We start from the raw sequence: 12,275 nt of genomic DNA on the forward strand, positions 1-12,275 counted from the left end.
TACGGGGTGATCGACCCCGCCCACGCGCGTGCACTCGCCGAGGATGCCACCTGGACCGGCATGTACCGCGAAAGCCAACGGTTTCTGCATCGCAGCGATCCCACCGACACCGACCCGGACGGTCGGGTCAGCATGTTGCGCGCCGGACGACCCCGCAAGGCCGGCCGTGTTCATGTGCCCGCCCACCTGGCCGGCAGCTCGCAGACGGGTTCGGCGCTGGTCCGGGTGCTCTCCCGCCCACCCAACCCGGCGCCGATCGACCCCACCGGACACGGTGGGCTACCTGTACCCCCGGTCGGGGCGTTGGACTACGAACCAACAGACGCACAGCGGCGCGCTATCGCGCTGACTGATCACCACTGCCGCGGACCCTACTGCGGACGACCCGCGGAACAGTGCCAACTCGACCACGTCAAGCCCTACAACCATGCCCACCCCATCGACGGCGGCTGGACCAACGCTCGCAAGCTCGCTCCTCAGGGCGGCGCCTCAGGGAGCGGTGGTGGTTCGCGGGTGGTGCTGCCTGAGTGAGCGGGTGGAGGTTCAGCCGGCAGCGGCAGCTGCGACCGCGCGCTCGGTGTCCTCGGCCACCAGATCGGCATTCACGGCGGCCCCGGCCTGAACGCCCGCACCCATCGCGACGGTGACCATCGCCGAGAGGTCGGAGGTGTTGCCGGCCGCCCACACGCCGGGGACCGCGGTCTGGCCCATGATCCCGGTCTCGATGAACACGCCACCCATCGGATGCGGGGAGGGTGTGCCGCCGAGCTGCTCGTAGAGGTCCGTCCGAGCGATGAATCGAGGCGCAACAACCACCGCGTCGGCCTCGACGACCGAACCGTCGGCGAGCTCGACGCCGTCGAGGTGGTGGGTGCCGTCGGCGTCGGTGCTCACGGCGAGCCGCTGCACCTGTGCGTCGACGACGTCAATCCCACGGGCGCGCAGTCGTTCCGAGTCGGCCGGCTCCAGCGCGGGCATGTTGTGGGTGAGCACGGTGACCTGGTCGGACAACTGCCGGAACAGCATCGCCTGATGGGTCGACATCGCGCTCGTGCCGAGCACCACGATCCGCTTGCCGCGCACCTCGTAGCCGTGGCAGTACGGGCAGTGCAGTACGTCGTGTCCCCATAGCTCGGCGACACCGGGAATGTCGGGAAGTTCGTCGACGAGACCGGTGGCGAGAATGAGTCGGCGGGCCTGGACAACCTCGCCCGACGCGAGATCCAGAGTGAAGCCGGAATCGTCGCGCGTGGCGGTGAGTACCGAATCGGTGCGGATGACGCCGCCGTAGGCCTCGAGGTCTTTGCGACCCGCGGCCAGGATGTCCAGTGGCGGCACACCCTCGTGGCCGAGGACATTGTGGGCGCCGTCGGCGGGGGCGTTGCGGGGCGTGCCGGCGTCGATGACCACGACCGAGCGCAACGACCGTGCCAACGCGATGGCCGCGCTGAGTCCGGCCGGACCGCCGCCGATGACGGCGACATCGATGATGTTCATGAAAGATTCCTTTCGGTTGCCGGGCGCGCGATCCACACGATGCGACCGGCGCGGAAGGTCAGGTCACCGCGACGGTGGAATGCGAGCGGCGAATCGTCGGACAGGAGAACGTCGAGGGCGGCGAGATCGTCGGCGTCGAGGACCTCGGCGAGGCCGACGCGGAGTCGGCTGTACCACTGCACGGCGTACTCGACGGTCTGCGGCGGCAGCGGATCGGGCTCGACGCGGATCCTTCGGTGCGCCACCACGTCGAACCCGGCTGACTGGAGGTGAGTTGTCCAGTCGGGGAACGAATTCCATCCGTTGACCGACATCGCGGACTGGCAGCGGCCCTCGAGTCCCGACAGCCCGACACCCGGGTCGTCCGGGAGAAACTTTGGTGCACCGGCGAGTTCGATCACCGCGAGGATGCCGTCGTCGGTGAGTGCCGTGCGTGCTGCCGCGAGGAAACGGTCCGGGTCGGCGATGTGGTGCAGCGACGACGACGCCCACACCACGTCGGGATTCGACACCTCTGGATTCGACACCTCTGCCGGCCACCCGTCGTCGAGGTTCGCGAGAACTGTGCGCAGCCGGTCCGCGTATCCGGCTGCGGCAGCACGCTCGGTCAGCAACTCCGCGAGTTCGGGGGAGTGGTCGACGGCGATGATCTCTGCGGCGTCGAAACGCGCGGCGAGCCGGTCCGTGCCGGTGCCGGTGCCAGATCCGATGTCGACGACGATCTTCGGTTCGCGCGGCAGGGCGTCGCGGATCAGGTCGATCGCGTCGTCGATGTATCCACCGGCGACGGCGGCGTCGAGATCGAGCACGCTCGCCATCTGGTGATCCTGGGGATGCTCGCCGTGATTGTGGTGGTGGTGATGCGACTGGGCCATGACTCGACGGTAGCGCGGAAATGCGCGAGGGGCATACACTCTTGCGTATGACGCAAGAACTCGATGTGGTGGTCCGGCAGCGCATCCGCGGACTTCGCATCGCCAAGGGCTGGACGCTCGATGCGCTGGCCGCACGGTGCTTCCTCAGTCCGTCGACGCTGAGCCGCATCGAGACCGGTCATCGGCGCGTCGCCCTCGACCAACTCGTGCCGATCGCTCGCGCGCTCGGAACCACCCTCGATCAGTTGGTGGAACCCGCCGACGACGCCGACGTCGTGATCCGCCCCGAACCGCACACCCGCGACGGGGTCACGGTGTGGATGCTGTCGCGGGAAGGCGCACCTCAGGGGGTCACCGTCGCGAAGATGCGCATCGATGTCGACCACCCGAACGACCCCGATCACCTGGGCGTTCACCCCGGCCGCGAGTGGTTCACCGTGCTCTCCGGCACGGTGCGGCTGCTGCTCGGTGAGCGCACCATCCTCGTTCCCCAAGGTGACGCCGCGGAGTTCTCGACGATGGTGCCGCATTCGATCGGCGCGCACGGCGGACCGGTAGAGATTCTGTCGATCTTCGACCACGACGGTGAGCGAGCACACCTTCCCGGAGCGGTCGCGGCCCGCTGACCGGGCGATTCGATCGGTACAGTGGGTAGGCGATGAACACCCAGCCCCTACTCAACCGGCGCACGATGCTCGCCGCGGCCGGCGTCGGCGTCCTCGGCGCGACCCTCGCCGCGTGCAGCGGCTCGTCGTCGGACCCCGGCAAGGCCAAGGAGCCGGAAGCGCCCGTCGTCGACATCACGTTCACTCCGGCACTCGACGCCGACGACCCGAACCCGACCACGGACTTCTCCGTCAAGGTGTCCAACGGCGTCCTGAATCCCGACGTCAAACTGGTCAATCCGCGTGGCAGGGCGGTCGCGGGCAAGCTCTCCGACGACCGCACCACCTTCACCGTCTCCGAGCCGCTCGGCTATGGGACGAAATACACGTGGAGCGGCAGCGCGACCGGCACCGATCGCAAGACGAAGAACATCGAGGGCAGCTTCACCACGCTCGCGCCGAAGACCCAGCTCAACGTCGTCGTCAACATCGGCGACGGGCAGGAAGTGGGCATCGCCGCGCCGATCATCCTGAAGTTCGACGGAACGGTCGAGGACAAGGCTGCCGTCGAGCGCGCTCTGACCGTGACCACGACGCCGCGGACCGAGGGCTCCTGGGCGTGGCTGGGCGAGGACAACGGCTCACGCGTGCACTGGCGCACGAAGAACTACTACAAGCCGGGCACCAAGGTGCACATGTCGGCCAAGCTCTACGGCCTCGACCACGGCGAAGGTGCCTACGGTGCCGCGGACGTCACCAGCGACTTCACCATCGGGCGGGCGCAGGTCGTCAATGCGGAGGCGTCGTCGCACCAGATCGTGGTGGTTCGCGGCGGTGAGACGCTGATGACCCTGCCGTGCAGCTACGGCGGCGGCGACCTCGACCGCAACGTCACCCGGTCGGGCATCCACGTGGTGAGCGAGAAGTACGAAGACTTCTACATGAGCAACCCGGCCGCCGGATACTTCAACGTCCGCGAGCGCTATGCGGTGCGTATCTCCAACAACGGCGAGTTCATCCACGCGAACCCGGAGACCGTCGGCGTGCAGGGATCGTCGAACGTCACCAACGGCTGCATCAACCTGTCGCTGGAGAACGCGCAACGCTACTTCGAGACCGCCATCTACGGCGACCCCGTCGAGGTGACCGGCACGCGGATCGCGTTGTCGGAGGCCGACGGCGACATCTACGACTGGACCTTCGACTGGAGCGCCTGGAAGGGGATGTCGGCGATCGACGGCGAGGCCCGCGACACCACCGCACGCGCGACACCGAGCGGCGCCCCGACCCCCGACGCGACCACGCCTGCCCCGCGCTGATCCTCCGCTCCCTGAGGTGCGAGCGGAGCGAGCCTCGAAGGGTGCTGGTGAGCCGACAATGTCCTCTCACCAGGGGCATCGAGGCTCGCAGGCTCGCACCTCGGCTGGCGGGTGGTCGCTGATTCCTAACCCGTCTTGACGTTCCGCCGCGCCGACGCCTGATCGCGCGGCTTGAGCACGATCTGGTCGAGATTCACATGCGGTGGGCGTGAGGCGACGAACCCGATGACCTCGGCGACGTCGTCGGCCGTGAGCGGCGTCAGGCCCTGGTAGACGGCGTCGGCGCGTTCCTGGTCGCCGTCGAAGCGCACCAGTGAGAAGTCGGTCTCGACCATGCCGGGCGCGATCTCGGTCAGGCGGACCGGTTTGCCGAGCAGTTCGTAGCGCAGCGTGCGGTGGGTGACCGCCTGTGCGTGTTTGGCCGAGGTGTAGCCGGCGCCGTTGTCGTAGGCCTCGATCGCAGCAATCGACGTGATCGAAACGATCAGACCGTCGCCCGACGCGATGAGCGCCGGGATCAGGGCCTTGGTGATGCGCAGACTGCCGAGCACGTTGGTCTCCCACATCCAGCGCCAGTCGTCGAGGTCGGCGTTCGCCACCGGGTCGAGGCCCTTGGCGCCGCCGGCGTTGTTCACCAGAACGTTCACCGAGTCGAGACCGTCCACGAACTGGGCCACCGAGTCCTCGTCGGTGACGTCGAGTTGTCTTCCGGTACCACCGATTTCGTCGGCGAGCGCCTTGACACGGTCGACGCGGCGTGCTCCGAGCACCACGTGGTAGCCCTGTTTGGCGAGCTGTCGTGCGGTGGCCGCGCCGATCCCGGAACTGGCACCGGTCACCACCGCGATCTTCGACGAGTCATTCGGTTGCTGCGCTGAGAAGTCGGTGTGCTCGCTGGTCATGGAACTCAGCTTACGACCCTCGACTCACGACGGATCCAGGGTCGAGTGCCTGCTAGATTCACTCCATGGTTGGGGTGGTGCCGGCGACATTGCAGGTCACCTCTGCCGCTGCGGCCGCCGTGCTGCACGCGATCCGGGTGGGTGGCCCGGTCACGCGCGATCACATCACGTCGACGACGGGCTTGTCCGCGGCCACCGTCAACCGCCAGGTACACGCTCTTGCGGCGCACGGACTCGTCGTCGAACGACCCGACCTGATCGACCCCGGCGCCATCGGTAGGCCCAAGAACCCGCTCACCATCGATCGCGACAAGCTGTGTGTGGCCGGGATGCACGTCGGTGCACGTCGCACGGTCCTGGCGATCGCCGATCTCGGCGGTCGCACGCTCTACAGCCACGCGGTGCTCACGCCGTCCGGCGACCCACGGGCCGCGGTGGCGCAACTGTGCGGGCTGCTTGCCGAACTGGCGGGGCGATTCAGCGGACGACGGCTGCTATGGGCGGGCGTCGCGATCGGCGGAGCGGTCGACATCGAGACCGGAGTGGTCAGCCACCCGGTGCTGGGGTGGCGGCAGCAGGCGCTGGGCGCGACCCTCGCCGATGCGCTCGGCGTCCCGGTGTCGGTGTGCGAGCATGTCGAGGCGATGGCCGCGGCCGAACTGTTGCTGACCTATCCGCGGGCCGAAGCCGGGTCGGGGCTGTTCTTCTACGCCCGCGAAACCGCCGGTATGGCAATGACTCTCGACGGTCGGGTGCACGTGCCCGAACGAGGTGCGGGCACCATCGCGCACTTGCCGGTCCATGCGCCGGTGCTCGTCGGAGGTGATGGGGCCGGTCGGTTGCAGGACGTGATCGGCGATGAGGCCGCCGAGTCTGCGGCGGGCCGGCTGGGTGTACAGTCCGACGACCCGGCCATCCTCGACGAACGTGCGCGGGTACTCGGCCGGGCGGTCGCGATGATCCGGGACGTGATCAATCCGGATTCGATCGTGGTCTCCGGCGATGCGTTCGCCGCGCACCCGGCGGGGCTCGCCCCCGTCCAGGCGGCCTTCGACGACGCGACCTCCATCGGCTGGCCCCTGGAGATCTCGCCGTCGAGATTCGGTGTGCGCGTTCAGGAAGCGTCTGCGATCGTGGTCGCGCTCAGCGTGATCTATGCTGATCCGGTGGTTGCGGTGGCGTCGACATGAGATGGCCGCGTCGGAAACGACGCGACCGCGATGTGCCGCACGCGGCCGATTCCCTTACGGTGGAGTCCATGACCCTCCCACGCGATGTCTCTGCGAAGCTCGAGGTCTTTGTCGGGGCACCCACCGAACTAGAGATGCAGATCACGGTCGCCAAGCTGCCCGGACTCGAGCTGACCGAAGAACTCAAAGTCGAGATCGACGGTGTGGCGATCACCCCTGAGGAGATCGTCGACGAACACGGCTCGCGCATCCACCGCTTCGAGGTCGAAGGCGGACTCATCGCCATCGACTACGCCGCATCGGTGACCAAGCCGGCCGACCCGATTCCGGTGGCCCTCACCGACCGCTCGAAGTACCTGCGGCCCAGCCGATATGCCGAGTGCGACAAGTTCTTCGGCTTCGCCGCCGGACAGTTCGACGCGACGCTGCCCGAAGGTGAACTGCTCAACGCGGTGACCGCCTTCGTCGAAGAGCGGCTCAGCTACATCCCCGGCGCGAGTGACCCCATCGACGGCGCGGCCGACACCCTGCTGGCCGGCGCCGGCGTCTGCCGCGACTACGCCCACCTCGTGGTCGCACTGCTGCGCGCATTGAACATCCCGGCCCGACTGGTCGCCGTCTATGCGCCCGGTTGCGACCCGATGGACTTCCACGCCGTCGCCGAAGCCATCATCGACGGCGAGTGGGTGGTCGTCGATGCGACCCGTCTGGCGCCGCGGCAGAGTCTGGTCCGGATCGCGACCGGCCGCGACGCCGCCGACACGGCCTTCCTCGACAACCACCGCGGATCGATCACGCTCAACACCTACGAGGTGACCGCAACCGTGCGCGGAGACTTGCCGGTCGACGACGGAACCCAACGCATTCGCATCGGGTGATGAGTGACATAGGCTGAGCGCGTGCATGCGCTCACCTGCCCGGTCTGCAACGCCCTCTCGGGATTCGACAATCTGGAATGCCCGTCCTGCGGAACCGCGGTCGGCATCCACCTCCCCACCCAATCCCTGGCCGTGGTGTCCGATGCCGGCGTGGACATCGACGGTCGTCGGTGGGTCCGATGCTCGAACTGGCAGAACCACAACTGCAACTGGCTGACGCTCGCCGAGGTGGAGCAGCGCGACATCGGGCTGCGCGGCCGGTGCTTTCCCGGATCGCTGGTCCGACGGCAACCCGACGCCGAGGACACGCTCGCGCTGGAAAAGCTGCCGACGGCGCTGCGCGATCTGCGGATGCTCGTGTACCAGCTCGTCGACCTGGGTCTGCCGGTCGAGCCGTTCTGGCGTTCCGAAGGGGGCCTGGCCTTCGACCTGCTGTCGAGTCAGACCCTGGGCACGCCGGTGATGATCGGCCACGCCAACGGTGTGGTGACCATCGACCTGGCCGAAACCCAGGACGCGTACCGCGAACGGCTCCGCGTCGATCTCGGTGAGGCCTATCGGACGATGCTCGGGCACTTCCGCCACGAGGTCGGCCACTACTACGAGCACATCCTTGTCGAAACCGGACCGGGTGCCGACCTCTACCTCGACGAATGTCGCGAGCTGTTCGGCGACGAACGTGCCAGCTACTCCGACGCCATCGAGCGGCACTACAAGTTCGGCCCACCCCGCAACTGGCAGGACTCCTTCATCTCGGAGTATGCGACGATGCACCCGTGGGAGGACTTCGCCGAATGCTTCGCCCACTACCTGCACATCACCGGAACCATCGACACCGCACGGGAATCCGGGCTCATGCTGGAGAGCGATCAGGTTCGTTTCACCATGGACCGCGACATCGTGCCGCTGCGGTCATACGCCGACCAGTCCATCGAACGGTTGCTCTACGACTGGAAGTGGTTGTCCACCATGTTCAATCGGGTGAACTCGGCGATGGGTCGTCGCCCGCTGTACCCGTTCGACATCCCGAAACCCGTTGTGCGCAAACTCGGATTCGTCCACCGCGTGATCCGCGAATCGGCCCGGAGGAATCCGGCCACCGATCCGCTCGTCACCGCCGCCGCCGACGTGTGAGCTCAGCTGCCTGAGGCGCGACGAGCCCTATCCGCCCCCCGCTGCCTGAGGTGCGAGGAGCGCTGGCCGCCGGGCTGAGGAGCCCCTGCGAGGTACGAGCATGGAGCGTCTCGAAGTCGACGAGCCTCGAAGGCCTGGCGACCATCACTACCCGGTCGACCAATTGGCTTGTCTCACCGGCCCTTCGAGGCTCTCGGCTTGCGCCTCGAGCACCTCAGGGAGCGGTAGGCGGCTCGGAGCGGTGGACGGCTCGGGGTGGTGGGCGGCTCAGGCGTCGGTGGAGCCGTCTATCGCTCGACGCAGTCGGTCCAGGGCGCGGTCGGCCTCGACGGCCAGGTCGGCGAGATCATCCTGCGCTTTGACGGATTCCAGTGTCGTCTGCCAATCACCGACGCGTTGCGCCAGTCGGGCGTGCGGGGCGGATCGGGCCGGCGGCGAGTGCAGGGTGGTCTGGAACTGCATCACCCGGTACGGCCAGTGGGTTCGGGTGTTCCACTGCGACACCGCGATACCGATACCGTTGGGGACGTCCAGCGTCGACCCGGGAATGATGTAGCCGCCGTACGCTTGTGCGACCCGACCGCCCGGATGGTCCTCGACCGACCAGTCCGACAGCTCGGAGATCGGCATCGTCTTGACGCGAGAACCCACGTCGTCGGTGGGGCGCTCGAGTACCCGGTAGGAGAGTCCGCGGTCGGAGATGCAGAAGCCGCCGAGTACCCAGCCCACCCCGTGCTCACCCCGCAGACGACGAAAGGTGGTCTCCCGCCACAGCTCTCCGGGTGGCGTGATCACCGTCGGCGGAACGCCCCAGGCCCACCGGCCATCCTGGAATCCCCAGGTGACGTAGCGATCGCGGTCGCCGATGTCGGCGGGACGCACACGTCGCAGGATCATTCCCGAACCCGCCTGGAACACCGTCGAGATCACGTACACCCAACCGTCGTCGGGGTCGTAGTCCCAGGTCCACGACTGTGCCAAACCGTCGTGGAGGCCGGCGGCGAAGCCCGCATGCCGTCCCATGTGGCCCCACGTGACGCCGTTGTCGGACGACCGCCAGATCTCCGACCACGCCACCCGCGGGAATCCCTTTATCACCATGGCGTGCAGGAACAGGTCGTCGCCGACGCGCAGCACGTCACTGGGGATCACCGTGGAGAATCCGCCGCGGCGCCAGGGCGGGGAATCGTGGGTGTAGGGCCACAATTGGCGCGCGTAGTCGGGGTCGGGGCCGCCCGCGTGCTCCCATACCAGCTCGCCGCCGGGATCACGGTGGCCGACCAGGATGACCGGAGACCGCCAATCCGGTGATCCGGCCCGCGCATCACGGTAGGTGTCACCGAAGACGGCGACGATCTTGCCGTTCGGCGCCTGCACCATGGCACCCAGATCCGCTGCGCCCACACCGAAGTCATCGGAACATCCCGGACCTGTCAGGTTGGCGACCTTCATTCCCCCGATCGCGGAGTTCGCGGCCGGACTCTCACGACGCCAGAAAGCCATCGGACCCGATCGGCGTCAGGTGCCGGTGCCCGACGGTTGACGATGCGTGGCGACGAAGTCGAGAACCGTTGCGACGTCGTCGGTGTCGTCGACGCGGTAGCCGGCGATGGTGTCGCCGGTGCCGACCTTGATACCGACGTCGCCGTCGGCGGGCCGCAGGTGAGCGAATGCCTTCTCGTCGGTCACATCGTCGCCGATGTAGATCACCACATCGGCATCGTGTTGCTTGCGAAGCACATCGAGCGCGTGGCCCTTGCTGGTCTCGATGACGGCAAGTTCGATGATGGCCTTGCCCTCGGTCACCTGAACGCCGCTCCACGACGCCGGGCCGCGGCGCACCCGATCCAGCGCGTCGTCGGCGTCCTGCTCGACGTTACGCACGTGCAAGGTGGTGCTGGCCGGTTTGGTCTCGACCATCGCTCCGGGGTAATCGCTTGCAATGGACCGCAGTTCGGCGATCAGGCGATCGAGTAGGGCCGCGCGCTCCGGGGTGATCTCCTCGGCGAAGCCGGACTCGAACTCGCTGCCGTGACTGCCCACCAGGATGGCCGGGGCATGCAGACCGGACAGCTGGGCCAACACGGCGAGCTCACGGCCCGAGATGACCGCGACAAACGTATCGGGAAGAGCGGCAACGTGTTCGATCGCCGTGATCGACGCCGGATTGGGGACGGCATCTTCAGGCCGCGACACGATCGGCGAGATACAGCCGTCGTAGTCCGATGCGACCAACAGTCGTCCCCGACCTGCCGCTGCCGTGAGTGCTTCGGTGAGATCTGCGGGGATTCCGTTGGCGCTCATGTGTTCTGAACACTCCGCTCGTCCGACTCCAACACGGCCTCCGCGTCGGACTCGCTGACCAGGTGGACACCACGATTGGCCGACGACGCGGTCTCCGCGGTCGCCGACAACGCACCCAGGAAGGCCTCCGCCCACTTGGCGACGTCGTGCGTCAGGACCTGCCTGCGCAGGGCTCGCATGCGGCGTCGGCCCTCGTTCGGGGTCTGGTCGACGGCAGCCGCGATCGCGTCCTTCACGCCGTCCAGATCGTACGGGTTGGCCTGGTAGGCAGAGCGCAATTCCGCTGCAGCCCCAGTGAATTCGCTGAGAACCAGCGCACCGCCGAGATCGCTGCGGCAGGCCACATACTCCTTGGCCACCAGGTTCATGCCGTCGCGTAGCGGCGTGACGAGCATGACGTCGGCAGCCACAAAGAACGCGATGAGTTCGTCGCGCGGGACCGGGCGATGCAGGTACTGGATCACCGGCTGCCCGACCGCCCCGTAACTGCCGTTGATGTTGCCGACCAATTGCTCGATACCGGCCCGCATCTTCACGTAGCTGTCGACGCGTTCGCGGCTGGGCGTCGCGAGCTGCACCATCACCGTCTCGTGCGGGTCGATGCGTTCTTCTGCGAGCAATTCGGAGAGCGCGCGGAGCCGCACGTCGATGCCCTTGGTGTAATCGAGGCGATCGACCCCGAGCAAGATCGTCTTCGGATTGCCGAGTTCCTTGCGGATCTCCGCGGCCCGCTTACGGACCTCCTTCGACCGCGCCTTCGCGTCGAGCTCACCGGAATCGATGGAGATCGGGAACGCGCCGACACGAACCGTGCGGAAACCTACCTGCACGACGCCGAAGCGGGAACGAACACCGACCGAGCCCTTGCTGGTGGCCTGCCCGGCCAGTCGTCGGGCCAGATACAGGAAGTTCTGTGCGCCGCCGGGCAGATGAAATCCGATCAGATCGGCACCGAGAAGACCTTCGACGATCTCCGTCCGCCACGGCATCTGCATGAACAGCTCGACCGGCGGGAAGGGAATGTGCAGGAAGAACCCGATACGCAGGTCCGGGCGCAGCATCCGCAGCATCTTCGGGACCAGCTGCAGTTGATAGTCCTGAATCCACACCACCGCGCCCTCGCCGGCGGCCTTCGAGGTCTCCTCCGCGAACCGGCGGTTCACCTCGACATAGGTGTTCCACCACTCGCGGTGGTACTCGGGCTTGACGATGACGTCGTGATAGAGCGGCCACAGCGTGGCGTTGGAGAAGCCTTCGTAATACTCGGCGATCTCGCGGGTCGACAGCGGCACCGCGTGAATGTCGATGCCCTCGATGTCGGGGTTGTCGTAGGAATCGGCGATCCCCGACCACCCCACCCAGGCGCCGGTGTGCGACCGCAGGATCGGTTCGAGCGCGGTGACCAACCCACCGGGGCTGCGCTTCCAGCGCACCGTCCCGTCGGGCAGGACCTCCTTGTCCACGGGCAACCGATTCGCGACAACCACAAACTCGGCATTGCCGGCGCCGGTCACATTCGGCCCGCTCGCTTCGCTCCCGGCGCCGGTCACATTCGGCCCGCTCGCTTCGCT

Annotated in this window: 11 protein-coding genes and 1 pseudogene; 6 read left to right on the forward strand and 6 right to left on the reverse strand. The window is 67.4% G+C overall.

What is annotated here, in order from left to right; all coding sequences use genetic code 11:
- Window positions 1-531 (forward strand): annotated as a pseudogene (locus ACWDTF_RS21625) (hypothetical protein); the annotation flags it as partial.
- Between the two features lie 12 nt (window positions 532-543).
- Here the strand turns inward: ACWDTF_RS21625 and ACWDTF_RS21630 are convergent.
- On the reverse strand, window positions 544-1,497 hold the full coding sequence (locus ACWDTF_RS21630; RefSeq protein ID WP_449755055.1) for an NAD(P)/FAD-dependent oxidoreductase: 954 nt from the start codon (window positions 1,495-1,497) through the stop codon (window positions 544-546).
- Window positions 1,494-2,372, reverse strand: coding sequence for a class I SAM-dependent methyltransferase (locus ACWDTF_RS21635; RefSeq protein WP_449755056.1), 879 nt, complete (start codon window positions 2,370-2,372; stop codon window positions 1,494-1,496). The genes ACWDTF_RS21630 and ACWDTF_RS21635 overlap by 4 nt, the downstream gene beginning before the upstream one ends.
- 47 nt (window positions 2,373-2,419) lie before the next feature.
- On the opposite strand from ACWDTF_RS21635, the gene ACWDTF_RS21640 reads away from it, so the two are divergent.
- Window positions 2,420-2,998 carry a helix-turn-helix domain-containing protein gene (locus ACWDTF_RS21640; RefSeq protein ID WP_240861969.1) on the forward strand — a complete coding sequence of 193 codons (579 nt, stop codon included), beginning with the start codon at window positions 2,420-2,422 and terminating at the stop codon, window positions 2,996-2,998.
- Between the two features lie 32 nt (window positions 2,999-3,030).
- Window positions 3,031-4,296, forward strand: a complete 1,266-nt coding sequence (locus ACWDTF_RS21645; RefSeq protein WP_449755057.1) for a L,D-transpeptidase — start codon at window positions 3,031-3,033, stop codon at window positions 4,294-4,296.
- A gap of 125 nt (window positions 4,297-4,421) precedes the next feature.
- Here ACWDTF_RS21645 and ACWDTF_RS21650 read toward each other — a convergent pair whose 3' ends face one another.
- The gene (locus ACWDTF_RS21650) at window positions 4,422-5,198 is read right to left on the reverse strand and encodes an SDR family NAD(P)-dependent oxidoreductase (protein WP_355276351.1); all 777 of its coding nucleotides are present in this window, start codon (window positions 5,196-5,198) and stop codon (window positions 4,422-4,424) included.
- A 65-nt stretch (window positions 5,199-5,263) separates the two neighbouring features.
- Between ACWDTF_RS21650 and ACWDTF_RS21655 the strand changes: the two genes are divergently transcribed.
- The 3 genes from ACWDTF_RS21655 (at window position 5,264) to ACWDTF_RS21665 (ending at window position 8,400) form a co-directional block, all read left to right on the forward strand.
- Window positions 5,264-6,388 (forward strand): ROK family transcriptional regulator, encoded by a 1,125-nt coding sequence (locus tag ACWDTF_RS21655; RefSeq protein WP_240861975.1) that lies wholly within the window; start codon window positions 5,264-5,266, stop codon window positions 6,386-6,388.
- 68 nt (window positions 6,389-6,456) lie between these two features.
- On the forward strand, window positions 6,457-7,266 hold the full coding sequence (locus ACWDTF_RS21660) for a transglutaminase-like domain-containing protein (RefSeq protein ID WP_355276353.1): 810 nt from the start codon (window positions 6,457-6,459) through the stop codon (window positions 7,264-7,266).
- Between the two features lie 21 nt (window positions 7,267-7,287).
- Window positions 7,288-8,400: a zinc-binding metallopeptidase family protein gene (locus tag ACWDTF_RS21665; RefSeq protein ID WP_355276355.1), complete on the forward strand. Its 1,113-nt coding sequence runs from the start codon at window positions 7,288-7,290 to the stop codon at window positions 8,398-8,400.
- A gap of 267 nt (window positions 8,401-8,667) precedes the next feature.
- Here ACWDTF_RS21665 and ACWDTF_RS21670 read toward each other — a convergent pair whose 3' ends face one another.
- Genes ACWDTF_RS21670 through ACWDTF_RS21680 form a run of 3 tightly spaced genes read right to left on the reverse strand, consistent with a single transcriptional unit; the run spans window position 8,668 to window position 12,254 of the window.
- Window positions 8,668-9,903 carry a DUF4185 domain-containing protein gene (locus tag ACWDTF_RS21670; RefSeq protein WP_240861981.1) on the reverse strand — a complete coding sequence of 412 codons (1,236 nt, stop codon included), beginning with the start codon at window positions 9,901-9,903 and terminating at the stop codon, window positions 8,668-8,670.
- Between the two features lie 15 nt (window positions 9,904-9,918).
- Window positions 9,919-10,704, reverse strand: coding sequence for a trehalose-phosphatase (gene otsB, locus ACWDTF_RS21675; RefSeq protein ID WP_240861984.1), 786 nt, complete (start codon window positions 10,702-10,704; stop codon window positions 9,919-9,921).
- Window positions 10,701-12,254, reverse strand: coding sequence for an alpha,alpha-trehalose-phosphate synthase (UDP-forming) (locus ACWDTF_RS21680; protein WP_240862037.1), 1,554 nt, complete (start codon window positions 12,252-12,254; stop codon window positions 10,701-10,703). The genes otsB and ACWDTF_RS21680 overlap by 4 nt, the downstream gene beginning before the upstream one ends.
- Window positions 12,255-12,275: the final 21 nt, after the last annotated feature.

The organism is Gordonia sp. NPDC003422 (genome assembly GCF_053588675.1).

What these genes read in the sequence shown, in the direction of transcription:
- ACWDTF_RS21635 (WP_449755056.1), bottom strand. Translation starts at nt 2,372, where the DNA reads ATGGCCCAGTCGCATCACCACCACCACAATCACGGCGAGCATCCCCAG.
- ACWDTF_RS21645 (WP_449755057.1), top strand. Translation starts at nt 3,031, where the DNA reads ATGAACACCCAGCCCCTACTCAACCGGCGCACGATGCTCGCCGCGGCC.
- ACWDTF_RS21660 (WP_355276353.1), top strand. Translation starts at nt 6,457, where the DNA reads ATGACCCTCCCACGCGATGTCTCTGCGAAGCTCGAGGTCTTTGTCGGG.
- ACWDTF_RS21640 (WP_240861969.1), top strand. Translation starts at nt 2,420, where the DNA reads ATGACGCAAGAACTCGATGTGGTGGTCCGGCAGCGCATCCGCGGACTT.
- ACWDTF_RS21630 (WP_449755055.1), bottom strand. Translation starts at nt 1,497, where the DNA reads ATGAACATCATCGATGTCGCCGTCATCGGCGGCGGTCCGGCCGGACTC.
- ACWDTF_RS21670 (WP_240861981.1), bottom strand. Translation starts at nt 9,903, where the DNA reads ATGGCTTTCTGGCGTCGTGAGAGTCCGGCCGCGAACTCCGCGATCGGG.
- ACWDTF_RS21655 (WP_240861975.1), top strand. Translation starts at nt 5,264, where the DNA reads ATGGTTGGGGTGGTGCCGGCGACATTGCAGGTCACCTCTGCCGCTGCG.
- otsB (WP_240861984.1), bottom strand. Translation starts at nt 10,704, where the DNA reads ATGAGCGCCAACGGAATCCCCGCAGATCTCACCGAAGCACTCACGGCA.
- ACWDTF_RS21650 (WP_355276351.1), bottom strand. Translation starts at nt 5,198, where the DNA reads ATGACCAGCGAGCACACCGACTTCTCAGCGCAGCAACCGAATGACTCG.